We start from the raw sequence: 25,019 nt of genomic DNA, 5'->3' as shown, positions 1-25,019 counted from the left end.
ATGCAAGGGTTTGTCGAGCTTGAAGGCGACCGCCTGTCGATGCGGGTGAGCCTGAAGGGCGGGGCGGTCGTTGACGGCCATACGCGCGATGGACGTCGCTTCCTGCGCCGACATGACGACGGCGCGTTCGACGTCTTGCGCTCGGCTTGCTTTCCTTTGGTTCCGGTCGGCAATCGCGTCGAAGGCAACGGTTTCGAGCTCGGCGGCAAAAGCTATCGCTTCACGCCCAACACGGCTGAGCCGAACTACATCCATGGCGACGGCTGGCTAGCCGAATGGAACGTTGAAGATGCAACGGCCACCCATGTTCGGCTCGCTTTCGAGCAGCTGCGGCCGGCTAAGTCGCCACACGTCTATCGCGCTGTCCAGACCGTCACTCTGGACGGTGCAACCGTGACCTTATCGCTTTCGGTGACGAACCTGGGTAACGAGACGTTGCCGTTTGGCATCGGCTTCCACCCCTATTTTCCCCGCACCGAGGGCACCCTGCTCACGGCCCCGGCGATGGCTTGGTGGACCGAGCGCGAGGGCTATCTGCCTGGCGTGCGCACGCCGATCCCGGACAGCACCGATTTCGCAACGCCGCGCCTGCTGCCACGCCGCAGGCTGAACAATTGCTTCGAAGGCTGGAGCGGGCAGGCGCGGATCATCTGGCCCGAGACGAAGCTCGCCGCAGACATCGCCGCCGATGCGTCGTTCTCGCGCTACATGCTCTATGCGCCGGAAGACGACCGTAGCTTCTTCTGCATTGAGCCAATGTCGCACACGCCCAATGCGCTGGCGACTTCAGGCGCGAACGCACTCCATCTGCTTGCGCCTGGGCAAACCCTGTCTGGGGCTTTCTCGATCATGGTCTCGAACTTCGAGGTTACCCAATGAGCGACCGTCTTGTCGGCAAACACATTTTCCTGACCGGCGCAGCACAGGGCATTGGCCTAGCCATAGCTCAGCAATGCCTGAAGGAGGGTGCAAAACTTTTCATCGTCGACCGTGATGGTCCGCTGCTGCGCGAGACTGTTGCCAAGCTTGGGGCATCCGAGGGCGCGCTCAGTCATGCCGAGGCCGACATTTCCGATATGACTGCCATAGCTGCCGCCATGATCTCGGCGGAAAAGACGATCGGCCCCGTCAACGCCCTGATCAACAATGCGGGCATCAACGTCTTTGGTTCGCCGCTCGAAACCACTGATGCCGAATGGCAGCGTTGTTTCGACGTCAATCTCAAGGGCGCATGGAACTGCTGCAAGGCAGTATTGCCAGGCATGATCTCGGCAGGCGGCGGGGCGATTCTCAACATCGCCTCGACGCATTCCTTCACCATCATTCCGCATACCTTTCCCTATCCGCTGGCCAAGCACGCGTTGCTTGGCCTCACCAAGTCCCTGGCGCTCGAATATGCGGCTTCCGGCGTGCGCGTGAATGCGCTTGCGCCGGGCTATGTCGAGACGCAGAAAAACATCGACTACTGGAACAGCTTTGCCGATCCGGCAAAGGCGCGCGCCGAAACCCTGGCGCTTCATCCCGGCAAGCGCATCGCCACCACCACCGAGATCGCCAAGGCGGCCGTGTTCATGATCTCGGACGAATGCCCGTTCATGAACGCTGCCTGTCTTGTCGTCGACGGTGGCCTGAGCGTCCTCCAGCACGCCGCGCAGTGAGGGGACGATGGCCGCAGCATCCGTCATCGTGGCAATCGATTGGGGAACCACCCGCATGCGGGCGTGGCTCCTCGATGCCGAAGGTGCCGCCCGTTCCGAACATCGCAGCGACGAAGGGCTGACCACAGCCCAGACGGTCGGCTTCGAGCCCATTCTGGAACGGTGCCTTGCTGCCTTGCGCGCGCCGGACGACGTGCCGGTCATCATCTGCGGTATGGCCGGCGCGCGCCAGGGATGGATCGAGGCGCCTTATGTCGACGTCCCGTCCTCAATTGCGGCGATCCTGAGGGGCGCCATCCGCGTTCCCCATGCGGGGCGCGACATCCGCATCGTGCCGGGCCTGGCCTGTCGCAGTCTCGACGCCCCCGACGTGATGCGGGGCGAGGAGACGCAACTGGCCGGCGCGAAGCTCGAGACTGCCGGCCGCCATGTGGTCTGTATGCCGGGTACCCACTCCAAATGGGGGATTGTCGACAGCGGCGCCGTCGAGACTTTCCGGACGTGGCCAACCGGCGAATTGTTCGCGCTGCTCTCAGGTCACTCCATCCTGCGCCATTCGATTGGCGAGCAGCCGGACGCCGTCTCGACGGAGAACCCGGTATTTGCAAGAGCCTGCGAGATCGCGCTCGCTGACGGCGGCGATTTCGCCTCGCGACTGTTTTCGATCCGGGCCGGTTCGCTGCTTCATGGTCTGACGCCTGAGGACGCGGCGGCTAGGCTATCCGGCCTGATGATCGGCAGCGAAGTGGCGTCTGCTCGGCGACAATTTCTCCATGCTGACACAAGTGTGACCCTTGTCGCATCAGGTACGCTCGCCACGCTTTATCGCCGTGCTTTCGAGATCGCCGAGCTAGCGGTCCGCGCCATCGATGCCGACACCGCAGTGCGCATCGGCCTGTTTGAGGCGGCGCGCCAGAACGAAATGATCCAAGGAGTGCCGGCATGACCAGAACAGCGGAATTTCCCAAGCTGCGCCGCGGCCTGGTCGCGATCCTGCGCGGGCTTACTCCTGACCAGGCCGTTGCGGTGGCCGGCGTTATCTATGAAGCCGGCATCGAGGCAATCGAGGTGCCGCTCAACTCGCCGGAGCCATTTGCCTCCATCGCTTCCATCGTCGGAAGCCTGCCAGTTTCCGCGTTGATCGGTGCAGGTACCGTGCTTGAAGCAACCCAGGTCGATAGCCTCGCTGGGGTCGGCGGTCGCCTTGTCGTCAGCCCCAATATCGACGCCGAGGTGATGGCTGCAGCTGCCCGCCAAGGCATGGTGACTATGCCGGGGGTGATGAGCCCGACCGAGGCGTTCAAAGCGGTTAAGCTCGGAGCTTCGGCGCTGAAATTCTTCCCCGCCAGCGTGATCGGGGCAGGCGGTATCGCTGCGATGCGCGCGGTGCTGCCCAAAGACACTGTCATCGGTGCCGTCGGCGGTGTTTCGGATCGCGATTTCGCCAGCTATCGCGCAGCCGGCGTCACCGCTTTCGGGCTCGGCACCAGCCTGTTCCGCCCCGGCATGGGTATCGATGAGGTGGCGGCGCGGGCAAGGTCCGCAGTAGCTGCCTGGGACGCGGCTTTCGAGGACGAGAACAATGCCGGCTGACCTCGTTTCGGTATTATCCGACCATGCCTGTGAACTCGGCGAGGGACCGAGCTACGATCCGGTGAGTGACACGCTTTACTGGTTCGACATCGTCAACGGGCTGCTGCTGGAGAAACGTTTCGGCGAAGATCGCACCATGACGACCCAGCTCGGCCAGATGGCGAGCGCGCAGGCGACCATCGATGGCGAGCGTCAGCTGATCCTGACCGAGACCGGCCTTCACGTCAGGGACAGAACGACGGGTGGCATGGCCCTTCATACCCCGGTCGAGGCGACGAACGCGGCCACGCGCTCCAACGATGCCCGGGTGCATCCATGCGGAGCCTTGTGGTTCGGCACGATGGGCAAGCAGGCTGAGGCGGGCGCCGGCAGGGTCCATTGGTTCTTTCGCGGCGAATTGCGCGAGCTCTATGCCGGCGTTTCCATCCCCAATTCGATCGCGTTCTCCCCCGACGGCACCATTGCCTATTACGCCGACACCGCAGTCGGTCGGATCATGCGTGTTGCCTGCGACGCCAGGACCGGACTGCCTGAAGGCGAGCCCAAGGTTTTTGCCGGAAGCCCGAGCACGGGCAGCTTCGACGGATCGGTGGTCGACGCCGATGGAACCCTGTGGAACGCGCGCTGGGGTGAGGGCAATTTGGTCGCCTACGCGCCCGACGGCGAACTTGTCCGCTCGGTGCCGTTGCCTGTGAGCCAGCCGTCATGCCCGGCATTCCTAGGCAAACATGCCGACCGTCTTGCGGTGACGTCCGCCTGGATCGGGTTGAGCGATGACGCGCACCGTGCCGAGCCGGATGCCGGAAGGACTTTTCTGGTCGACCTGCCGGTCAAGGGCCGGCTGGAGCCTGATGTGCTGATATAGCGGCATAGCCGTGCCCCCCGCCGCCAGCGGACCTTCAACTACGGGAATACGACAGTGACACGGAAATTGCGTTCACAGGCCTGGTTCGGTGGCTTTGGCAAGGATGCCTTCATTCACCGTAGTTGGATGAAGAACAACGGGCTGCCCGACGATGCCTTCGACGGCCGCCCGGTGATCGGCATCTGCAACACCTTCTCCGAACTCACCCCCTGCAATGCGCATTTCCGCGGCCTGGTCGAGCACGTGAAGGCGGGCATTCTCGAAGCGGGCGGCCTGCCGCTCGAGTTTCCTGTCTTCTCATGCGGCGAATCCAACTTGCGTCCGACAGCCATGCTGTTTCGCAACCTCGCCTCGATGGATGTCGAAGAAGCGATCCGCGGCAACCCGATGGACGGCGTGGTGCTGATGGCCGGTTGCGACAAGACCACGCCGTCGCTGGTCATGGGGGCTGCGTCCTGCGACGTGCCGGCGATCGTCGTTTCGGGTGGCCCGATGCTCAACGGCCGTTTCCGTGGCAAGCCGATCGGCTCTGGCACCGACGTCTGGAAGTTCTCCGAGGACGTCCGTGCCGGGCTCATGACCGAGCAGGAGTTCGCCGCTGCCGAAAGCGCGATGTCGCGGTCGCCCGGCCATTGCATGACCATGGGCACCGCTTCGACCATGGCGTCGATGGTCGAGTCGCTCGGCCTGGCCCTGCCTGGCAACGCCGCCTATCCCGCCGTGGATGCCCACCGCGCGCGGCTTGCCCGCCTTTCCGGCCGGCGCATCGTTGCGATGGTCAAGGAAGATCTGCGCCTATCCGCCATCCTCACCAGGAAGGCATTCGCCAATGCCATCCGCATCAACGGTGCAATCGGCGGCTCGACCAACGCGGTCGTGCATCTGCTCGCCATCGCCGGCAGGATCGGCACTGAGCTGACGCTCGAGGACTGGGACCATTATGGCCGCGACATCCCGACCATCCTCAATTTGATGCCTTCCGGCAAATTCCTGATGGAAGAGTTCTGCTACGCCGGCGGTCTTCCTGCCGTCATGAAGGAGCTCACCGACCTGCTCGACCTCGATGCGCTGACGGTTACCGGCAAGACGGTCGGCGACAACATCGCCGGTGCCGAGAACTTCAACCAAGAGGTGATCCTGCCCCGCGACAAGGCGGTGACCCAGCAGGGCGGCATTGCCGTCCTGCGTGGCAACCTTGCGCCCAACGGTGCAATCCTGAAGCCTTCCGCGGCGTCGCCGGAGCTGATGCGCCATCGCGGCCGCGCCGTGGTTTTCGAAAACATCGAGCACTACAAGGCGCGCGTCGACGACCCCGCGCTCGACGTCGACGAGACCTGTGTGATGGTGCTGAAGAACTGCGGCCCCAAGGGTTATCCCGGCATGGCCGAGGTCGGCAACATGGCCCTGCCGCAGAAGCTCTTGGAAAAGGGCGTGCGCGACATGGTCCGCATTTCCGACGCGCGCATGTCGGGCACCGCCTTCGGCACGGTTGTGCTGCATGCGGCACCCGAGGCGGCGGTCGGTGGCCCGCTGGCCCTCGTCGAGGATGGCGACATGATCGAACTCGACGTCGAGAGCCGCCGTTTGCACCTCGAAGTCAGGGATGAAGAACTCACCCGCCGCCGCAAGCTGTGGACCCCGCCTGTGCCGGAGATGCAAGGCGGCTACCAGAGCCTTTATGTCGAGCGTGTCATGCAGGCCGATCGCGGTGCCGACCTCGACTTCCTGGTCGGTTGCCGTGGCCACGACGTTCCGCGTGAAAGCCATTGAGGGAGTTTGCGATGCCTCGTTTTGCTGTCGCCGACATGCATGGCATCCACGCCATCCTGTATGCGCTGTTCGATGATCAGGAAAAGCTCGACCGCTCTGCCATGCGCCGGCAGGTCGAGCTTTGCCTTGGGGTCGGCGTCCACGGAATGGCCGCGCTCGGCCTTGCCACCGAAGCGTCGAAGCTGACGGATGCCGAGCGCCGGATCGTTATGGACTGGATCGCCGAAGACACCGGCGGAAAGGTGCCGCTGGCGCTCACCATCTTCGGTGCGTCGGTCGCCGAACAGATCGCGCAGGTGCGCCATGCCGAGAGCGTCGGCGCCGACTGGCTGATCCTGCAGCCGCCGATGGTCGGCCAATATGGTGCGGCCGAGTACATCCGCTTCTTCGGTCGCGTGGCCGAGGCCACCGATCTGCCTGTCGCGATACAGAACGCACCGGCCTTCATGGGCCGTGGACTGAGCTCCTCTGAGATTTCCGATCTCGTTCGGCAGCACCCCAATATCCAGCTGGTCAAGGGAGAGGGCCCGGTGGTCGACATCGCCGGGCTGGTCGAGGCGACCGGCGGCAAGCTGCCGATCTTCAACGGCCGCGCCGGGCTCGAAATGCTCGACAATCTGCGCATCGGTTGCCGTGGCCTCATCCTGGCGCCGGATTGCATCGACTACGCGGTCGCAGCCTATGATGCCTTCGTCTGCGGAGACGAACAAGAAGCGCTGTTGCATTACCGCACTATGCTGCCGGCCGTCGTCTCGACGATGCAGGGCATCGAGCACCTGATGGCCTACGGCAAAAGGTTGTTTGCATCGCGCGCTGGTTTGCTCGTCCAGGACCGCACGCCAGCGCTTAGGCCCAATGCGGTGGGGCTTGCCATGATTGAGCGCTTCGCCACCGATCTCGGACCATTGCGTCGCAGGCGTCCAGATGCACGAGAATATCGTGGCCGAACGATAGTGACTGAAAGCTGAGCGCCAACGCTCTGGCTACGAGAACGCACGATCCGGTACGCCTCGTGAGGCAGGGTCCGGCAGAAATTTGGTCGCCGACTCCGGGGCCCAAACCGCCCAGTGCTCACCAGAGCATTTGCGCCCAACCTCATAGCTCATTCGACGGTTGAATAAACATGGGCGAGGCCTACAAGCCATTTGCCCGCAGCGCTGGAGGAAGCAGTCAAGAGTGCAATTGACACCGCAGATACGCCGGCGCCATCGCTTCAGGATTACGACGGCGCCGCAGCCTTGGGAGGTTTTAGAGGTAGATATGGTGCCCGGCCGATCTGATCCTGCACCAGCCTCGCGATGCCTACACACGCCGCCTGATCGCCTCGACCCTCTGCGTATTCTCGAAAGCGTTTGAAGGCACTGAGCCCGCGCGGTCAGCCGCCGCGGCGAGGATGCACGCCCCCGTCCGATTTTGTGGCGCTCCCTGTTGCAACCTCGTGGCTGGTTCGCCATGTCCGGTATTCGACATCCAAGTAAGGTGAGGAAGATCAGGTTAATGCAAGCTTGGCGCCTGGAGGTGCGCTTTCGCGGCATGTCGACGGCACGCCCGATACTGATATTCTTGTTTCCCTGACCTCAACCATCCCGATAGTCTCATCGAAACGTTTGACCGGAGCAAGCGAAGGTCAGCAATTTCCAATTGCAGGACTGGTGCTGTTCTTTTGGCTCAGAACTCCGCCCATCCTTCCTGCGCAGTGGGAGCCGGCTTGGCCGGTTTGACGACCCTGAGCGATGGTTGCGGCCGGCGCACGTGTTTTTCAGCGTGAACCCTGAGCGGTGTCCGCGCGCCAATCTCGAAATGCGCGACGCTGGTCGCCAGTGCCGACGCTTCCTCGGCAAGCGCGTGCGAGGCAGCCGTCGATTCTTCGACCATCGCGGCGTTCTGCTGGGTCACCTGGTCGAGCTGGTTGACAGCGTTGTTGATGCCCGAAAGTCCGACCGACTGCTCCTTGGCCGAGTTGGCGATATCGGCGACGAGCACGCTGATCTCCGCCACTTTGCCGGTCAATACCTCCAGCACCTCCCCGGTCTGGCCGACCAGCCGCACGCCGGCGGCGACGCGTTCGCCCGACGAGGCGATCAGCGACTTGATCTCGCGCGCCGCTTCCGCCGAGCGCAGCGCCAGGCCGCGCACCTCGGCGGCGACGACGGCAAAGCCCTTGCCGGCGTCGCCGGCGCGCGCTGCCTCGACGCCGGCGTTGAGCGCCAGCAGGTTGGTCTGGAAGGCGATCTCGTCGATGACCGAGACGATCTGGCCGATCTGCCTGGCCGAGCTGTCGATCTCGCCCATGGCGACGATCATGTCGCGCATCGCCTGGCTGCTCGACTGGGCGCTTAACCTGGCATCCTGCGCCACGCTGTCGGCGCGCGTCGCCCCGGTCGTCGTCTGTGCCGTCGCCTCCGAGATCTCGACCAGTGCCGCGGCCGTCTCTTCCAGGCTCGCCGCCTGGTGCTCGGTGCGACGGGCGAGGTCGTCGGCCGCCTGCACCAACTGGGCCGAGCCGTCGCGGATGGCGCCGGCATTGCCATGGATGCGGCCGACGGCCTCCTCGAGCAGTTCCATGGCGCGGTTGAAGTCGTCCCGGATCTGCGCGTAGTTCGGCGCGTCGAGCCCGTCGATGCGGTGGTTCAGGCGGCCCTTGGCCAGCTGGTCGATGGCCTCAGCCAGCGAAACCAGTGCGGTGCGCTGCTCCCTTTCGGCAGCGTCGCGCGCGGCTTCGGCCGAAAGCCGGCGCTGCTCGGCGGTTTCGAGGTAGGTCGAGATCACCAGCTCCATGTCGAACAAGGAGGCCTTGAGCAGGGCGCTCATCGCCTCTTTGGCCTTGGCCAGACCCGGCGCCTGAATGCCGAGCGCCTTCGGCCAGGACTGCTCGAGGATGACCGATACCAGCTCGTCGATGATCAGCGTGTAGCCGCCGACATACCAGCGCGGCTCGAGCCCGATGTCGGCATGGATGCGGCCGATGCGCTGCGCCGACTGGGCATAGTCGTCGCCGAAATCGGCGGCGGCGATGGCCGACCAGTGCTTCATCTGGCGCCCGCCGGCGGCCTGCATCCGCTGTTTGCTGCCGTCACCTAGTCCGAAGAAACGCCGCGCCTCTGCGAATTCGGCGATATGGCCGTAGAAGCTGTCCATCACCTTGGGCAGCGCTGCCTCGATCGAGGGGCGGACGGCGTTCAGCGCGGCGCGCGCCTCGCCGTCGAAGCGGACAAAGGCGAGGCGACGGGCAATTGCTGCGTCCGTTGTTGCGGGGTGATCGGACATGTTACTTTCCTTCGGGGTGGCTGGCAGCTTTCGGTTGAGCGCTTGCGCGAACCCGCTGCCAGTGAATGCTGTGCCGCTCGCTAGGCTCCAAATGGTTCACAATTGGTTTCCGCCAACACATTGAAATCACATGCGAAATAATGACGCGCCAGCGATGGTTGTCGCATCGGTCGGGTACTCGCCATATGCTGGAAGCATCGCGTCGTCGTCCAAGCGTCGATGCCCGACCCGTTGCGCCGTTGGCTTCGGCTGCTTATCTCTGCCGGGCCATGCCCGACCAAGATGCCGATAGCCCCGGATCCGAACCGTCGCCCGCCAGGGGTGATCTCCGTGCCGCCTACAAGACCAACATCGTCGTCATCGGCGCCGGCCAGGCGGGGCTTTCCACCGCCTACAATCTGAGAAAGCTCGGCCTTCAAGCCGGGCGCGATTTTGTCATCTTGGACAAATCGCCCGAGGCCGGCGGCGCATGGCAGTATCGCTGGCCGTCGCTGACGCTCTCGACCGTCAACCGCATCCACGACCTGCCCGGCATGCAGTTCGCCGACGTCGTCGAGGAGGGCGCCACCCAGGTCAGGGCGTCGGTCGCGGTGCCGAAGTACTTTGCCGCCTATGAGCGCGAGTTCGACCTGCCAGTCTATCGCCCGGTGACGGTCAAGGTCGTCTGCGACCGTGGCGACAGGCTGCGTATCGAGACCGATCGCGAGACCTTCTCGGCCCGGGGCATAGTCAACGCCACCGGCACCTGGGAAACGCCCGTCATCCCAGCCTATCCAGGTGCTGAGCGCTTCAAGGGGCGGCAGCTCCACACTCGCGACTACCGCAGCGCCGAGGCGTTCGCCGGCCAGCGTGTCGTCATCGTCGGCGGCGGCATCTCGGCGCTGCAACTGCTCGACGAGATTTCGCGCGTCGCCGCCACGATCTGGGTGACACGGCGCGAGCCGCAGTTCCACGACCGCGCGTTCACGCCGGACGACGGTCGCGCCGCCGTGGCCATCGTCGAGGATAGGGTCCGGCGGGGGCTCGTTCCGGGCTCGGTCGTCTCGGTCACTGGCATCCCATGGACGCCGGCCCTCAAGGCCGCGCGCGACCGTGGCGTGCTCGACCGCCTGCCGATGTTCAACGAGATCACCGAGGACGGTGTGCGCTGGCCCGACGGCAGCGAGCAGCGTGCCGACGTCATCTTGTGGAACACCGGCTTCCGCAGCTCGCTCGATCATCTCGCGCCGCTGCAGATTCGCGAGGAGGGTGGCGGCATCGTCATGGCCGGCAAGCTGGCGACACAGGTTTCAAGGGATCCGCGCATCCACCTCGTCGGCTACGGCCCTTCGGCGTCGACAATCGGCGCCAACAGGGCGGGTGGGGCCGCCGCGCGCGAACTGGCGGCATATCTCGGGCTCGCCTGAGCAGCAAAGACAGCCAGCCTGGCCCGCGCAACCACCCCGCCGATGCCTTGACGGACCGCGCCGGCGCACCGGACGAAATCATCCCGCACGTCCGGAAACGGATCGGCTCGCTGGCGAAGACATGGCCAACCGCAAAGGCATCGCAGCAACGACGGGCGTATAGAAATCCGTAGATCAATGTACCGAGCGTGACCATCGAAATTCCGAACGCCAGTGCCCGAATGGAAAGATCGGTCCCTGTCGCTGGGGCATTCGCAATTGCCGCCTCGCTGAACAGCGTGCGCGTCGGCGTCATGAACCAATAGAAGAACATTGCTGCGGTGAGCAGCCCGGATGTGACGAGGCAACCCGTCGCCATCAGTCAACTGAGACGTCGAATCCGCAATTCGAGGCCCCTCGTGGCGGTCATGTCGATCATCTTTTGTGATTGGTCCATGTCTGGACGACTTCTCTCTTTCCTTTGCCTGAATCAAAATACAACTCCAAAAAATTATCGTTTGACAATGATTTATGATCATAGATCAATGTGACGGCCAACATAGGAGATCCTGCATTGTCTCGTCGCCTCGCCAAACTGGCTATCAGTCTTGTCACCTGCGTCGTCGCCATTCCCGCTGCATCGCCATCAACGGCCACGCCATCCACCTCCCGTGGCCTCATCTCAGTCGCTCAGGTGATGCAGATGCTGGAGAAGGCTCCGACCGATCGGACGGCGCAGCAAGTTCTTGCCGCCTACCTTGCCGGCGTAGGCGAGGCCGCCGGTGCGGTTGTCAGCATGGGCAACGCGACCTGTCGGACATCGTTACGCGTGAACGCAGGGAGTGTCCGCCAGGCCCTCAAGGCCGCTGCTGCGGGTCAAGACACAGCGGAAACGCCGGCAACACCCTTGATCGTCAAGGACATGCTCGATCGCGCAGGATGCAAACGTCAATGAGCCCCGTCTACCTACCCTCGCTCTCCGAACGTCATTTCCGTCGGATCGAAACCACGCGCAGACCCTGCAAATTCATCCTTGCCGGTCTTGGGGTGGCGAGCCTCGCAGCGTTTGGCATCCCCGCTCATGCGGCGGACTATCAGCCAGTTCACTGCGCTGTTCACGCTGCCTATGTGGGGTCGCCGCTGCATGCCCCCGTTGACATCACGGCGACCCCACCCGTTCCGAATAAAGCGCTGCCGGCGGAAACCACGCGTCGCCTCGACGTCACCTACGAGCGTATCCAAGCCTTTACAACCGCGTCAGCGATTACGGCCGCGGTCGCCATACCTGGGAAAGGTCTATGGCAACAGACCAGCGCTCCAACAGATGCGCCACGGCTGTTTTGGGCCAGCGCTGGAAAGACCTTCACTGCGGTCGTCATCCTGCAACTCGCTGAGGAGGGGAAACTATCCCTTGATGACCCGGTTTCACTTTGGGTGCCGGACGTACCGAATGGCGATGTTGCCACAGTCCGTGATTTGCTCGCCCACACCAGCGGGCTATTCAGTGCCAATGAGGATCTGAAAGCGCATGCTGATCCGCGCTATCGCGATCCGGCGGAGAACCTTGCGATTGCGCGCAGGCATGGGGCTATGTTCTGCCCAGGGGGACGCTGGCGCTATTCGAACACGGGCTACGACCTTCTTGGCGAAATTGTCCGGAAGGTCGATCACCGATCGATCGATGTAGCGATCACCACGCGGATCATTGCGCCGCTTGGGCTCACCTCGATGCGGGCGCTTGTTCCAGGTGGCGGAGCCGTTGGTGTCGCGCCACTGACGGCGGTACATGAAGAGCCTATTGACCCAAGCTGGGCTGGCGCGGCTGGTCCTATCGTAAGTGACGCGGCCGACATGACCCGCTTCTGGGCCGCTTTGCTCGGCGGACGCCTGTTGTCAGACGACACGGTCCGGACGATGGCCAGGAAGCTCTACCCTATGTTCGATCCAGGCACCTATTATGGCTTGGGGATCATGGTCTTCGACGTGACCGATGATTCCCGGTCGATACGCTGGATCGGGCACGCCGGCGGCACCCCTGGCGCCAGCGCAGTTGTTGCCTATTCGCCTTCAGACAACGCCATCGTCGCGGTCGCTCTTACCGGAGATGGTGCGTCCGTCCCTGCCGCCAACCTGCTCCTGAAAGCGCTTGGGCCGCCAAAGTGAGTCAGCAATCGACTGAACGACGCACGTGTCATTTCCGCAATCCCCTCTGTCGTCCTAACTGCCATGACACCGCGCTGCCGAGGCCAGGCAGCGACAAGGCGGCGAGCACGACGGCCATGCTGCCGTGGCGATCGTCGAGGACAGGGTGAGGCGGCGCCTCGTCCGGGCTCGGTCGTCTCTGTCACCGGCATCCGTGGACGCCGGCGCTCAAGGCGGCCCGTGACCGCGGCGTGCTGAACCGCCTGCGATGTTCAGCGAGATCACCGAGGAGGGCGTGCGCTGGGCTCCGGCCAGCTGTCGCCCTCGCCGCTGGCCGAATATGGTTGGATCGTCGTCGCCACAGCCGTTGAAGAACTGGTTTTCAGGGGCGTCATCCGGACCCGGCTGGCCGAGCGTTGGGGGGGCCGCTTTGGCCATCGGCGTCACTTCAGTTGCATTCCTGCTCATCTATTTCCCCGGGTGGGTGCAGTTGGCCGCCATGCCCGTCGCAACGACGATGGCCTCGGTCTTTCTCATCGGCCTGGTCTGCGGCTTGCTACGCCATCGGACCGGAAGCTGTGGCCAGCCATAGCAGCCCACGCCGCGAACAATTTTGGCGCGTTGCTCTAGCCGCGGACAGTCTCGTCGCTGCCCACAGGCCACATCCATTTGTCTTTTTGTCTGTTGACCTCAATAGGGCTTGAGGTTTTACAGACGTGTCGGCACGAAAAATGGAAAGGCCGACATGAACTTCGATCTTGAACAGCCGGCGCCCCTCGTCGGCACTGCGACCGCAGCGGCCGCGACCAAACCCGCGGGCTGGGGCGATCTCTTCAGCGGCAGGCACGGTATCTACACATTCGCGCTGGCAGGCGGCGTCACGCTGCACGCCGTCAACATGTACATTGCAACGACGGCCATGCCGTCGGTCATCGCCGACATCGGCGGGCTCGACTTCTATGCCTGGGCAACGACCCTGTTCGTGGTCGCCTCGATCCTCGGCTCGGCGCTGACGGCAAAGCTGCTGAACGGCAGCGGGCCGCGCGGCGCCTATGTGCTCGCCACGTCGATCTTCGCCCTGGGCACGCTTACCTCAGCGCTTGCTCCCAGCATTCCGGTCTTGCTCCTCGGCCGCGCCGTCCAGGGCCTCGGCGGCGGCTTCCTGTTCGCGCTCGCCTATGCCCTGACCCGCATCGTCCTGCCGGAGCATCTGTGGGCAAGGGCCATCGGCCTCACCTCGGCCATGTTCGGCATCGCAACGCTGGTCGGCCCCGCCATCGGCGGCATCTTTGCCGAATATGGCGCATGGCGGCTCGGCTTCGCCTCGTTGCTGCCGTTCTGCGTTGCCTTCGCCATCGTCGCCTTCGTCACCTTGCCCAGGAAGAGCTGGGACACCAACGAACACGTCGCCGTGCCGTTCCTGCAGCTCGTCATGCTGACGGTGGCCGTGCTTGCCGTGTCTGCCGGCAGCCTGTCGGCGCAGTTGGCATGGAACCTCGCCGGGCTCGGCGCCGGCCTTGCACTCGTCGTGCTGATCTCCGGCGTCGATGCACGGGCCAGCGCCCGGCTCTTGCCGCGCGGCGCCTTCAATGTCTCGACGCCGCTGGGCGTGCTCTACCTCACCGTCGCGCTGTTGATGTTGGCCATACAGCCCGAGATCTTCGTGCCCTACCTGCTGCAGAACCTTCATGGCCAGTCGCCGCTCTGGTCCGGCTACATCGCGGCCGTCATGTCGCTCGGCTGGAGCATTGCGTCGTTCATGAGTTCACGCTGGCAGGCGCATGCCGACCGCCTGATGGTGCTTGGTCCACTGCTCGTGCTGGCCGGTCTCGTGCTGTTTGCATTGTTCATGCCGATCCATGGCGGTGGCGACCGGTCGCTGCTCGTGCCGATCAGCCTAGGCCTGCTGCTCGTCGGGTTCGGCATCGGCGTCACGTGGCCCGGGCTGGTCACACGCATCTTCCAGAGTGCTCCGCCCAGCGAGCAGGATCTTGCCGCCGGCGGCATGACGACAGTGCAACTGTTCTTCATGGCCCTCGGCACCGCCTGTGCCGGCATGGTTGCCAACTTCGCGGGCATTGCCGATCCGGGCGGAGCTGAGGGCGCCGCCAACGCCGCCGTCTGGCTCGGCACCATCTTTGCGATGGCGCCCGCACTCTGCGTGCTCGTCGCACTGCGCGTCGTGCGCCTCACCGGACAGCGGGGCTGACACGCCAAAATCCTGCGGAGCGGTTCTCGACGATGCCGCCTTCGATACCTTGCGTCGGTCAGGCCTGGTCGATCAGCACCTGTTCCAGCCCGGATTCAGGCGCCGAGCAGATGCACAGGATCGTCGCCTCGCCGTCGCCGACCGAGACGTAGCCATGGCCCATGGTCGAATCGATGTAGACGCCGTCGCCGGCGGCGAGTCGCGTCGGCGCGTAGTGGTCGGTGTGGATCTCGATCTCGCCGTCCAGCACATAGGCGAATTCCTCGCCGACGTGACGGACCAGCGGGCCGAATTCGTCGAGCGAACGCGCATGGATCCTGGCGATGATCGGCACCATGCGCTTGTTGGTGAGATCGGTGCACAGATAGCGGTAGTCGTAGTTCCGCGTCGCCAGCTGCAGCGTGTTGGTGTCTGACACGACCGAGCGCCTTGTCCGCGCGACACCCTTGGCCGGCTCGAAGTTGAGCAGCTCCGTAACAGGGATATCCAGCCCGGTGCAGATCTGCAGGATCTTGTCGTAGGTCAGCGACATCAGGTCGTTCTCGACCTTGGACAGCGTCGACAGCGCAAGCCCGGTGCGCTCGCTGACCTCCTGCAATTTCAGCCCATGGCGTTGGCGCATGGCGCGCAAGCATTCGCTCAGTCGCGGTTGGTGGGTCACATGGCCTCCGGTCTTGGCGGCGTGAGCGGTTTCATTTTCTGAAAATGGCAGGGATTTAGCGTTTACGCAAACGACTTGACGTATCAAAAAAGAAATCTTACCGATTGCATCACAAAAAAGCGGGAACGGCAAAAGTTTTGATTTTTGCAGGTGACTCCTGCGCTGCAGCACGCCCCGGGCGGACTGCCACGGCCACTGCGGGAGGGCAGGACCATGCGTTGCTACAGGCATCAGGACGGCACGGCATCGACGCCAGTCGACATGCGCTGCGGCAACGTCTTTGCACGCACATCCGGCGCAGCGCTCGGCGCCGCCGCTTATCCGACATCAGGAAGGGAGTGACCGGCATGACCAAGGCACCGGCCGATTTTACCGCGCGCATCGATGCGCTGTTTCAGGATTTCACCGGCCCCGACAGCCCGGGTGCCGTCGTCGCCGTCACCGAGAATGGGCGCGAGATTTTCACCGGCGCCTACGGTCTCGCCAACATCAACAATGCGGTGCCGATGAACCGCAAGACCATCATCCGCATCGGTTCGCAGACCAAGCAATTCACCGTTCTGCTGATCCTGATGCTGGAGGCCGAGGGCAAGCTCAGCCTGTCGGACGAGGTGCAGAAGCACCTGCCTTACGTGCCGCGCCTCGAACACCCGGTGACGCTCGAGCATCTGGCGTCCAACACCTCGGGTTTTCGTGATCATCTCGAAGCGATGATCTTCGCCGGCCTGTCGATCTTCACGCCGTCCGACCGCCAGACCGGCCGCGACGTCATCGCCCGCCAGGACGCGCTGAACTTCAAGCCCGGCAGCGCCATGACCTACTGCAACGCCGGCTTCTTCATGCTGTCGGAAATCATCGAGCAGATCGAGGGCGCGACCTTCAACGAGGTGCTGCGCAAGCGCATCACCGGCCCGCTCGGCATGGATGACACCTCGCTTCTGGTTCGCGACGGCGCGGCGATGCAGCGGCTCGCTGCCCACTACACCAAGCGCGAGGAAGGCTGGGCCAATCTCAACTGGGGCCTCGATCTCGGCGGCGAGGGCGGCATGATCTCGACGCTCGACGACATGATCGTCTGGCAGCAGAACCTGTTCGCCCCCAAGGTCGGCACGCCTGAAATGTATCAGCGCATGGGCACCGCTTGCGTCTTCGACAACGGCGCCACCGGCTTCTACGGCCTTGGCCTCGTCACCGACGTCTATCGCGGCCGCCGCGCCGTCGGCCATGGCGGCACTGTTGCCGGCGGCAAGTCGGAATCGACACGCTTCGTCGATGACGGCTTCGGCGTCGTCATCATCGCCAACAACGACCAGGTCGCCTCCTTCGCGCTTGGCCGGCGCATCGCCGACATCTATTTCGGCGACACGCAGCCTGCGCCGATCGCACTCGCGCCCGGCCGCTACCGGCAGGAGGGCGGCCCCGACGTCTTCGAGATCGTTGCCAGGGACGGCGTGCCGACCTTCCTCAACGCCGGCGGCGTCGGCGGTTTCGACTTCGGCCACCAGGGCGGCGCCAAGCCCGAGCGCGCCATCACCGATCTGGTGCTCAGTCCGCGCGCCGACGGCAAGGTCGACGGTGTCTTCTGCGGCACGCCGCGCCTCTACGCGCCGCTTCAGGCCGGTGCCACCGCTGCGCGTCCGCTCGCCGGGCGCTACGTCAACAAGGCCCAGGACCTCGAAGTCGAGATATCAGGCGACGCCTCGAAGGGCGAGTTCCGCCTGCGCTCCGGGCTCGGCGCCATGGCAGCCCCCATCGTCGCCGCCGATGCCGACCTGTGGTTCCTGTTGCAGCCCGGTACCGATATGCGCCCCGGCCTGCCGTGGAACGCGACGCTGGCGGTGACTTCAGACGGCTTCGAAATGAATTCCGACCGCATCAAGAAACTGGCCTTCAAGCGAGCCTGATCAACCACTTTACGGCGAGGTCCACCATGTCCCTACGCACTCTCACCTCAGAACAGTTCGACGCCCTGGCGCGTTCCTATCTCAAGCAGGCGACGCTGACGCGCCGCGCCTTCCTCGGTGGCGCCGCAGCGCTGACGGCCACAGCCATGCTTGGATTGCCCGGCAAGGCCCTGGCCGAGCAGACCGGCGGCACGCTGCGCGTCGGCCGCTCGGAAGAGCCCGATACGCTCGATCCGCACAAGACCACCTTGTCGGTGTCCTCGACGACGATGGACATGATCTATGAGCCGCTAGCGCGCGCCGGTTTCGACGGCGAGGTTTTGCCGGGCCTCGCCGAGAGCTGGGCCTTCAGCAATGACAACAAGACGCTGACCTTCAAGCTCAAGCCCGGCGTCAAGTTCCATGACGGCACGCCCTGCGACGCCGAAGCCGTCGCCTGGACCGTCGCGCGTCATCTGGCGCCAGAAGCCGCTTCGCCCAGCGCGTTCTTCCTCGGACCATTGGAGCGCGCCGAGGCGGTCGACCCGCTGACCGTCGCCTATCACTTCAAGGAGCCCTTCGTTGCCGTCTGGGTCGGCCTGACGCTCGGCTATTCCGCGCCGATCTCGCGCGCTGCGGTCGAAGCGGCGGGCGACCAGTTCGGACGCAAGCCGGTCGGTGCCGGTCCGTTCAAATTCGTGTCCTGGTCGACCGATCGCGGCATGCGTCTCGAGCGCAATGACGACTATGCACCGGTCGCCGCGCTCGCACGTGTCGATGCCGTCGAGCTGTTCCACTATCCCGAGGATTCCACCCGCATCGCCGCCTTTGAAACCGGCGAGATCAACGCCATGTATGGCGGCGCTTCGGTACCGCTCGACAGTGTTCGCCGCCTGCGCGGCAACCCGGATGCGATCATGCTCGAGCGCCCGGCACAGATGATGCGCGCGCTGGTGTTCAACCAGAAGCGTCCGCCCTTCGACAATCCGAAAGTGCGCCAGGCCTTCGCCCATGCCATCGACCAGAAGCGTCTGATCGCCTTTGCGCTCGACGGTTTCGCCGTGCCGGCGACGTCGCCGATCGCAAGCTCCATCGCGGGCTATTCGCCCAAGACCGCCGAGCTGTCCTATGGCTACGATCCCGAGAAGGCCAAGGCGCTGCTGGCCGAGGCCGGTGTCGACAAGGGTCTGAAAGTCAAGCTCGTCGCCAATGACACGCCGGTCATCCGCCGTACGGCCGAGGTGGTCCAGGCGCAGCTGCGCGAGATCGGCGTCGAGATCATTATCGAGACCCTGCCGATTGCCCAATGGGCGGCCATCACAGCACAGGGCGGGCAGGACATGGTCATCTCGACCTACTCCTACACCGACGCCGACATCGTCTACCCGGTGCTGCACACCAAGGGCGCGCTCAACCGGGCCTTCCACGAGAACGCCGAGCTCGACGGCATGATCGCCGAGCAGCGCGTGACCTCCGATCCGGCGGCAAGGCAAGTCATCCTCGACAAGATCCAGGCCAAGGTCGTCACCGAAGCCTACTGGAAGCCGCTGTTCGAGCCGCTCAACTTCGCCGTCGTCGCCAAGGACGTCGTCGACGCCCGCATGAACCCGGGCGGAGAGCTGCGCGTCGACTTGCTCGGCATGGCCTCGTGACCCGCGCCGACGGATGCTGAGGCTGGTCGTATCGAGGCTGCTTTATGCGGCCGTCATCCTGCTCGGGGTCATCCTTGTGGTGGCCTCGCTGGTCAAGCTCGTGCCGGGAGATCCGGTCGACGTGATTGCCGCCGGCAATCCCGGCATGAGCGTCCAGGACATGGACACGTTGCGCGAGAAGATGGGGCTGACGCGCTCCGTGCCCGAGCAGTTCGTCGCCTATCTCGGCAATGCCGTGCAGGGCGACCTCGGCACCTCGATCCGCCAGGGCGTCCCGGTGACCAGCCTGATCGCCGACCGCTTGCCGGCGACCGGCGAACTCGCCTTCTGGACGCTGCTCCTGGCCTTCGTCATCGCCATCCCGCTCGGTATCGTCACCGCACTCAAGCGCGACAGCTGGCTGGATTATGCCGGCACCTTCATCGCCGTGCTCGGCGTGTCGATGCCGGGTTTCCTGCTCGCCGTGCTGATGATCCTGTGGTTCTCGATCGAGCTGCGCTGGCTGCCCGCCTCCGGCTATCGCGGCTCGGCGCTTGCCAGCATCGGCCGCGCCGTTGCCGAGCGCGACATCGGCATCTTCTGGAATGCCTTCCGCTACTTCATCCTGCCGTCGGTCTCGCTCGCCTTCGTGCTGGTGGCGGTCAATGCGCGGCTGATCCGCTCGGCCATGCTGGAGGTTCTGCAGCAGGACTACATCACCTTCGCCACTGCCAAGGGCGCGCCGCGCCTGACCATCATCCTGCGCCACGCGCTGCGCAACGCGCTGTTGCCGATCGTCACCCTGGCCGGCCTGCAGATGGGCGCGCTCTTGTCGGGCACTGTCGTCATCGAGACGGTGTTCGCCTGGCCCGGCATCGGCCGGCTGGCGGTCGATTCGATCCATGTCCGCGATTATCCGATCATCCAGGCCGTGGTGCTGGTGTCGGCGGCCTTGTTCATCTCGCTCAACCTGATCGTCGACATCCTGTACCGCTTCATCGACCCGAGGGTGCGCAATGACTGAGGCCGTGATCGTCCCCGCTGCAACCAGGCCAGTCGTCGAGCGCCGCTTCCTCGGCAGCCTCGGCCGCAGCGCCAAAGGCCTGACCGGCCTGTTTCTGATCGGCATCGTCGTGCTCTGCGCGGTCTTTGCGAAGTCCATCGCCCCGCACGACCACGCCCAGCAGGTCATCGAATGGCGCTACGCCCCAACCGTCTGGCAGGACGGCGGCTCGACCACCAACCTGCTCGGCGGCGACAATATGGGCCGCGACATTCTGAGCCGCACCGTGATGGGCGCGCAGGTGTCGATCCAGGTCGCGCTGATCGTGGTGTCGATAGCGCTTGTCGTCGGCTCGACACTCGGGGCGCTTGCCGGCTATTTCGGCGGCATCGTCGACACCATCATCATGCGTATCGTCGACTTCCAGCTCGCCTTTCCCTTCCTGCTGCTGGCGCTGATCTTCATGGCCGTTCTCGGCGCCGGTTTCGCCACGCTGGTCATGGCGCTGGCCTTTGCGCTGTGGATCAACTTCGCCCGCATCGTGCGCAGCGAAACCATGCGCATCCGCACGCTCGATTATGTCGACGCGGCGATCACCATGGGCGTGTCGCAACTGCGCATCATCTTCACCCACGTCCTGCCCAACGTGCTGCCGGCGGTGCTCGTCGTCGCCACGCTCGACATCGCCCTGGTCATCATTTCTGAGGCGGCACTCTCCTTCCTCGGCCTCGGCGTCCAGCCGCCCACGGCATCCTGGGGCGTCATGATCTCGGAGGGCCGCGACTTCCTTTACGAGCAGCCATGGATCGTGATTGCGCCCGGCATCGCCGTGCTGATCTCGTCGGTCGGGATCAACCTGTTCGGCGATTTCCTGCGCGACTATTTCGATCCCCGGCTGGAGAGGATGTGACCATGACAACCTCTTCCTTGCTCTCCGTCCGCGATCTGACCGTCGACTACCCAAGCCGCAGCGGTCCCGTCCGTGCCGTCAACGGCGTCAGCTTCGAGGTTGCAGCAGGCTCGGTGCTTGGCGTCGTCGGCGAAAGCGGCTCGGGCAAATCCTCCATTGGCTATGCGCTGATGGGGCTGACCGATGCTTCGCACGCCATCCTGGGTGGCGCCGTCACCTTCGAAGGCCGCGATCTGCTCGCTCTGTCCCGGCGCGACTGGCGCCAGCTGCGCGGCAACCGCATCGCCATGGTGTTCCAGGACGCCATGGCGACGTTGAACCCGGTCATGCCGGTCGGCGACCAGATCGGCGAAGTGTTCCGTTTCCATCGCCCCGACATGTCGCGCAAGGCGATCCGCGCAGCCAGCCTGGAGCTGCTTGAACGGGTCGGCATCCAGGACGCCGCCCGCCGCATCGACGCCTATCCGCATCAATTGTCGGGCGGCATGCGCCAGCGCGTGGTCATCGCCGCAGCGATCGCGCTGAAGCCGGCCTTGCTGATCGCCGACGAGCCGACGACCGCGCTCGACGTCACCGTGCAGGCGCAGATCCTCGGGCTGATGCAGGAGCTGAGCCGCGAGCAGGGCATGGCCATGATCCTCGTCAGCCATGACCTCGATGTCGTCGGCGACGTCTGCGAGGACGTCGTGGTGATGAAGGATGGCGTCGTCGTCGAGGCCGGGCATGTCGGCGACGTGCTGAGCCGTCCGAAGCATGCCTACACCAAACAATTGCTCAACGCGCGGCCAAGCTTCGGCGCCGGCCACATGCAGGCGGAGGCCGCCCATGGCTGATGACGTTCTGCTCGAAGTCAGCGGCCTTGTACGCCACTTCACCTTGTCCGGCCGCCTGTTCGAGAAGCCGCGTCAGCTGACCGCCGTCAACGATGTCAGCTTCACCATCAAGCGTGGCGAAGCCTTCGGTCTCGTCGGCGAAAGCGGTTCGGGTAAGTCGACGATCGGCCGCATCATCGCGCGGCTGACCGAGCCGAGTGCGGGCGCGGTGACCTTCGACGGTCTCGACTGGCTTGCCCTGCGCGGCAAGGCGCTGCGGGACAAGCGCCGCGACGTCCAGATGGTGTTCCAGAGCCCCTATGCCTCGCTCGATCCGCGCTGGCGCGTGCGCGACATCCTGGCCGAGCCGCTCAAATCCTACACCGACCTCAAGGGCACGGCCTTGACGAGGCGTGCGGCCGAACTGATGCAGCAGGTCGGTCTCAATCCGGACTGGATCGAGCGGTTCCCGCACCAGTTCTCCGGCGGCCAGCGCCAACGCATCGCCATCGCCCGTGCCCTGGCGTCCGGCCCGAAACTGCTGATCGCCGACGAGCCGGTGTCGGCGCTCGACGTCTCCAGCCAGGCGCAGGTGCTGCAGCTGTTGCGCACCATCTGCAGCGAGCAGGGGCTGGCGATGCTGTTCATCTCGCACGACCTGTCGATCGTCGATCATCTGTGCCAGCGTGTCGCCGTGTTGAACCATGGCGTGCTCGAAGAGGTCGGCCCGACGTCGGAAATCTTCCGCAGGCCTGGCACCGATTACACCCGCCGGCTGATCGATGCCGTTCCGGGCAAGAAGCGCCGCGCCGCCGAAAGGGCTGTCCATGCATGACATCGTCATATCAGGCGGGCGCGTCATCGACCCCGAGACCGGGCGCGACGAGATTGCGGATGTCGCCATTTCGGGCGGCCGCATCGCTGCCATCGGTGCCGATCTCGGTCCGGCGCTCGAGGTGATCGACGCAAGCGGCCTGATCGTTGCCCCCGGCTTCATCGACCTGCATGCGCATGGCCAGTCCGTTCCGGCCGACCGCATGCAGGCCTTCGATGGCGTCACCACTGCGCTCGAACTGGAAGTCGGCGCCTTGCCGGTCGCCGGCTGGTACGAGGCGCAGGCAAGGACCGCGCGCCTGCTCAACTACGGCACGGCTTCGGCCTGGATCTTTGCCCGCAAGGCGGTGATGATCGGGCTGGAGCTCAAGCCGGGCGAAGCGCCGATCACTGTCATGGGACGCGGCTTCGACGATCCGCGCTGGTCGACCGATGCCGCGACCGAAGCGCAGGCAGACGAGATCGTGGCACTGACCCGCCAGGGCATCGAAGAGGGCGGCCTCGGCATTGGCATCCCGGCCGGTTATGCACCCGGCGCCGGCGCCAAGGAAATGAGCCTGATCTGCGATCTCGCCGCCGAAACCGACACGCCGACCTATACCCACATCGCGCAGATGTCGAACATCGACCCCAAGAGCTCGATCGAGGCCTATGTCACGCTGATCGGCCTTGCGGGTTCCACCGGCGCGCATATGCACATCTGCCACCTCAACTCGACCAGCCTGCAGGACGTCGAGCGGGCTGCGGCGATCATCGCCAAAGCGCAGGCGCAAGGGCTCAGGATCACCACCGAAGCATATCCCTACGGCACCGGCTCGACCGTCGTCAGCGCCGGCTTCTTCGTCGATCCGGCATTCTCCGCCCGCACCGGCACCGGCTACGACGCCATCGAGCTTGTCGCCACCCATCGTCGCCTCGACGGCATCGACGACCTCAAGCAGGTCAGGCAGGCCGATCCTTCCGCGCTGGTGCTCTGGCACTTCCTCGACACCGAGGACAATCCGCGCCACCGCGCACTGCTCGACGTCTCCGTCATCTATCCCGGCGGCGCCATCGCCTCCGACGCCATGCCGTGGAGCCAGCCCGACGGCTCGCCCTACGAAGGCGACGAGTGGCCGCTCGGAGCAGACAAGACCGCCCATCCGCGCTCCTCGGGCACCTTCACCCGCTTCATTCGGCAGTGGGTGCGCGAGCGCGATGCCATTCCACTCGCCGAGGCGATAGCCAAATGCACGCTCATTCCGGCGCAAATCGTCGAGAGCTGCGCGCCGCTGTTCAAGCGCAAGGGCCGGCTTCAGGCAGGCTGCGACGCCGACATCGTCGTCTTCGATCTCGCCACCGTCGCCGACCGCGCCACCTTCGCCGAGATGAACCTGCCCGCCCAAGGCATGCGCCACGTGCTGGTCAACGGCCAGGCGGTGATCTCGGACGGTGTCCTCGACCAAGCGGCGGCCCCCGGGCGCCCGATCAGGCGGGGCGACCGGTGAGCGTTCCTGTCCTCGTCGTCACAGGCTTCCTCGGTGCCGGCAAGACGACCTTCATCAACCAGCTCCTGCAGCGTGCCGATGGCCGCCGCATCAGCGCCATCGTCAACGACTTCGGCGCCATCAACATCGACGCTGAGCTGATCGCCGATGCCGCCGACACGGTGGTCGGGCTGAAGAACGGCTGTATCTGCTGTTCGCTGCAGGGCGACCTCTTGCGCACGCTCAAGCTGGTGCTGTCCCAGCCCGTGAAGCCGGACCACATCGTCATCGAAGCCAGTGGCGTCGCCGACCCCAGGGGCATCACTGAAACGCTGATGGACCCGATCCTATGGCACGATATCAGGCTCGATGCGGTCGTTGCCGTGGTCGACGCCGATGAGGTCGCCGCCAATCCGGCCCGCCTGCGCGACGAACTCTGGCGCGCCCAGGTCGAGTCGGCCGATTTCATCGCCTTGTCCAAGACCGGGTTGAGCGAAAGCTGCAATGAGGCACTGCGGGCGGAACTCGTCTGGCTCAATAAGACGCTGGTCTTCGAAACCGATGGCGATGCCTTGCCGATCGAGGCGCTGCTGGTCAGCGACCGGCCGCAGCCAGTGCCGGGCCAGCCCAAGCTCGGCGCATCGCGCTTCACCTCGATCGAATGGCAGTCGTCGGGGCCGGTCGCGCTCGAGCGCTTCCAGGCTGCCATCGACCGCCTTGCGCCCAAACTCGTCCGTGCGAAGGGCATTGTCAGTTTCGTCGAGCGGCCGGGGCAGAGTTTCCTGCTGCAGCTCGTCGGCCGCCGCGCCACCTTGCAGCCACTCCCGAAATTCGAGCCCGACTGCCGCCTCGTCCTGATCGCCGAGGCCAGCGTCCTCGACGCCGAGACGGCGCATGCCGGTCTCGCCGAAATCACTGCCCCTTAATTCG

At 64.8% G+C, this 25,019-nt stretch carries 23 protein-coding genes; 20 read left to right on the top strand and 3 right to left on the bottom strand.

From position 1 onward, the window contains the following. The 7 genes from N7E70_RS24570 to N7E70_RS24540 are packed head-to-tail and all read left to right on the top strand — an operon-like array spanning position 1 to position 6,854. Positions 1-879, top strand: coding sequence for an aldose 1-epimerase (locus N7E70_RS24570; RefSeq protein WP_263007931.1), 879 nt, complete (start codon positions 1-3; stop codon positions 877-879). Next, positions 876-1,658, top strand: coding sequence for an SDR family oxidoreductase (locus N7E70_RS24565; protein ID WP_263007930.1), 783 nt, complete (start codon positions 876-878; stop codon positions 1,656-1,658). The genes N7E70_RS24570 and N7E70_RS24565 overlap by 4 nt, the downstream gene beginning before the upstream one ends. Before the next feature lie 7 nt (positions 1,659-1,665). Then, positions 1,666-2,604, top strand: a complete 939-nt coding sequence (locus tag N7E70_RS24560) for a 2-dehydro-3-deoxygalactonokinase (RefSeq protein ID WP_263007929.1) — start codon at positions 1,666-1,668, stop codon at positions 2,602-2,604. Further along, on the top strand, positions 2,601-3,251 hold the full coding sequence (locus tag N7E70_RS24555) for a 2-dehydro-3-deoxy-6-phosphogalactonate aldolase (protein ID WP_263007928.1): 651 nt from the start codon (positions 2,601-2,603) through the stop codon (positions 3,249-3,251). Before N7E70_RS24560 ends, N7E70_RS24555 begins: the two co-directional genes overlap by 4 nt. Further along, positions 3,241-4,116, top strand: a complete 876-nt coding sequence (locus tag N7E70_RS24550; protein WP_263007927.1) for an SMP-30/gluconolactonase/LRE family protein — start codon at positions 3,241-3,243, stop codon at positions 4,114-4,116. Before N7E70_RS24555 ends, N7E70_RS24550 begins: the two co-directional genes overlap by 11 nt. 54 nt (positions 4,117-4,170) lie before the next feature. Next, the gene (gene araD / locus N7E70_RS24545) at positions 4,171-5,886 is read left to right on the top strand and encodes an L-arabinonate dehydratase (RefSeq protein WP_263007926.1); all 1,716 of its coding nucleotides are present in this window, start codon (positions 4,171-4,173) and stop codon (positions 5,884-5,886) included. A gap of 11 nt (positions 5,887-5,897) precedes the next feature. Continuing rightward, positions 5,898-6,854 carry a dihydrodipicolinate synthase family protein gene (locus tag N7E70_RS24540; protein WP_263007925.1) on the top strand — a complete coding sequence of 319 codons (957 nt, stop codon included), beginning with the start codon at positions 5,898-5,900 and terminating at the stop codon, positions 6,852-6,854. A 700-nt stretch (positions 6,855-7,554) separates the two neighbouring features. On the opposite strand, the gene N7E70_RS24535 is transcribed toward N7E70_RS24540, so the two are convergent. After that, positions 7,555-9,153 (bottom strand): globin-coupled sensor protein, encoded by a 1,599-nt coding sequence (locus N7E70_RS24535; RefSeq protein WP_263007924.1) that lies wholly within the window; start codon positions 9,151-9,153, stop codon positions 7,555-7,557. Between the two features lie 269 nt (positions 9,154-9,422). Between N7E70_RS24535 and N7E70_RS24530 the strand changes: the two genes are divergently transcribed. The 3 genes from N7E70_RS24530 (at position 9,423) to N7E70_RS24520 (ending at position 12,701) form a co-directional block, all read left to right on the top strand. Then, positions 9,423-10,559 carry an NAD(P)/FAD-dependent oxidoreductase gene (locus N7E70_RS24530; RefSeq protein WP_263007923.1) on the top strand — a complete coding sequence of 379 codons (1,137 nt, stop codon included), beginning with the start codon at positions 9,423-9,425 and terminating at the stop codon, positions 10,557-10,559. Between the two features lie 553 nt (positions 10,560-11,112). Beyond that, the gene (locus N7E70_RS24525; protein WP_214387693.1) at positions 11,113-11,493 is read left to right on the top strand and encodes a chlorophyllide reductase; all 381 of its coding nucleotides are present in this window, start codon (positions 11,113-11,115) and stop codon (positions 11,491-11,493) included. Beyond that, positions 11,490-12,701 carry a serine hydrolase domain-containing protein gene (locus N7E70_RS24520; protein WP_263007922.1) on the top strand — a complete coding sequence of 404 codons (1,212 nt, stop codon included), beginning with the start codon at positions 11,490-11,492 and terminating at the stop codon, positions 12,699-12,701. Before N7E70_RS24525 ends, N7E70_RS24520 begins: the two co-directional genes overlap by 4 nt. Positions 12,702-12,908: 207 nt before the next feature. Here N7E70_RS24520 and N7E70_RS24515 read toward each other — a convergent pair whose 3' ends face one another. Then, complete coding sequence (locus N7E70_RS24515) at positions 12,909-13,148, bottom strand: hypothetical protein (protein WP_154386811.1); 240 nt, start codon at positions 13,146-13,148, stop codon at positions 12,909-12,911. Positions 13,149-13,425: 277 nt separating this feature from the next. Between N7E70_RS24515 and N7E70_RS24510 the strand changes: the two genes are divergently transcribed. After that, positions 13,426-14,889, top strand: a complete 1,464-nt coding sequence (locus N7E70_RS24510) for an MFS transporter (RefSeq protein WP_263007921.1) — start codon at positions 13,426-13,428, stop codon at positions 14,887-14,889. A 58-nt stretch (positions 14,890-14,947) separates the two neighbouring features. Here N7E70_RS24510 and N7E70_RS24505 read toward each other — a convergent pair whose 3' ends face one another. After that, positions 14,948-15,550 carry a helix-turn-helix domain-containing protein gene (locus N7E70_RS24505; protein ID WP_263007920.1) on the bottom strand — a complete coding sequence of 201 codons (603 nt, stop codon included), beginning with the start codon at positions 15,548-15,550 and terminating at the stop codon, positions 14,948-14,950. A gap of 213 nt (positions 15,551-15,763) precedes the next feature. Here N7E70_RS24505 and N7E70_RS24500 point away from each other — a divergent pair, with 213 nt between their 5' ends. Genes N7E70_RS24500 through N7E70_RS24460 form a run of 9 tightly spaced genes read left to right on the top strand, consistent with a single transcriptional unit; the run spans position 15,764 to position 25,015 of the window. Further along, the gene (locus N7E70_RS24500; protein WP_263007919.1) at positions 15,764-15,892 is read left to right on the top strand and encodes a hypothetical protein; all 129 of its coding nucleotides are present in this window, start codon (positions 15,764-15,766) and stop codon (positions 15,890-15,892) included. Between the two features lie 5 nt (positions 15,893-15,897). Continuing rightward, positions 15,898-17,454 carry a serine hydrolase domain-containing protein gene (locus N7E70_RS24495; protein WP_263007918.1) on the top strand — a complete coding sequence of 519 codons (1,557 nt, stop codon included), beginning with the start codon at positions 15,898-15,900 and terminating at the stop codon, positions 17,452-17,454. Between the two features lie 26 nt (positions 17,455-17,480). Then, positions 17,481-19,085, top strand: a complete 1,605-nt coding sequence (locus N7E70_RS24490) for an ABC transporter substrate-binding protein (protein WP_263007917.1) — start codon at positions 17,481-17,483, stop codon at positions 19,083-19,085. Positions 19,086-19,098: 13 nt separating this feature from the next. Then, entirely contained in the window at positions 19,099-20,088 is a 990-nt protein-coding gene (locus N7E70_RS24485; RefSeq protein WP_263007916.1) for an ABC transporter permease, read from the top strand. Continuing rightward, positions 20,081-20,977 carry an ABC transporter permease gene (locus N7E70_RS24480; protein ID WP_263007915.1) on the top strand — a complete coding sequence of 299 codons (897 nt, stop codon included), beginning with the start codon at positions 20,081-20,083 and terminating at the stop codon, positions 20,975-20,977. The genes N7E70_RS24485 and N7E70_RS24480 overlap by 8 nt, the downstream gene beginning before the upstream one ends. Before the next feature lie 2 nt (positions 20,978-20,979). Then, the gene (locus N7E70_RS24475) at positions 20,980-21,810 is read left to right on the top strand and encodes an ABC transporter ATP-binding protein (protein ID WP_263007914.1); all 831 of its coding nucleotides are present in this window, start codon (positions 20,980-20,982) and stop codon (positions 21,808-21,810) included. Continuing rightward, a complete protein-coding gene (locus N7E70_RS24470; protein WP_263007913.1) occupies positions 21,803-22,624 on the top strand; it encodes an ATP-binding cassette domain-containing protein in 822 nt (273 codons plus the stop codon). Before N7E70_RS24475 ends, N7E70_RS24470 begins: the two co-directional genes overlap by 8 nt. Then, positions 22,617-24,110: an amidohydrolase family protein gene (locus N7E70_RS24465; RefSeq protein WP_263007912.1), complete on the top strand. Its 1,494-nt coding sequence runs from the start codon at positions 22,617-22,619 to the stop codon at positions 24,108-24,110. The genes N7E70_RS24470 and N7E70_RS24465 overlap by 8 nt, the downstream gene beginning before the upstream one ends. After that, positions 24,107-25,015 carry a CobW family GTP-binding protein gene (locus N7E70_RS24460; RefSeq protein ID WP_263007911.1) on the top strand — a complete coding sequence of 303 codons (909 nt, stop codon included), beginning with the start codon at positions 24,107-24,109 and terminating at the stop codon, positions 25,013-25,015. The genes N7E70_RS24465 and N7E70_RS24460 overlap by 4 nt, the downstream gene beginning before the upstream one ends. The last annotated feature ends 4 nt before the right edge of the window (positions 25,016-25,019 follow it).

It is taken from the genome of Aminobacter sp. NyZ550 (genome assembly GCF_025628925.2).
Classification (GTDB): Bacteria; Pseudomonadota; Alphaproteobacteria; order Rhizobiales; family Rhizobiaceae; genus Aminobacter; species Aminobacter ciceronei.
The sequence above is the reverse complement of the archived record's forward strand: the minus strand, read 5'-3'. Positions and strand labels throughout refer to the sequence as shown.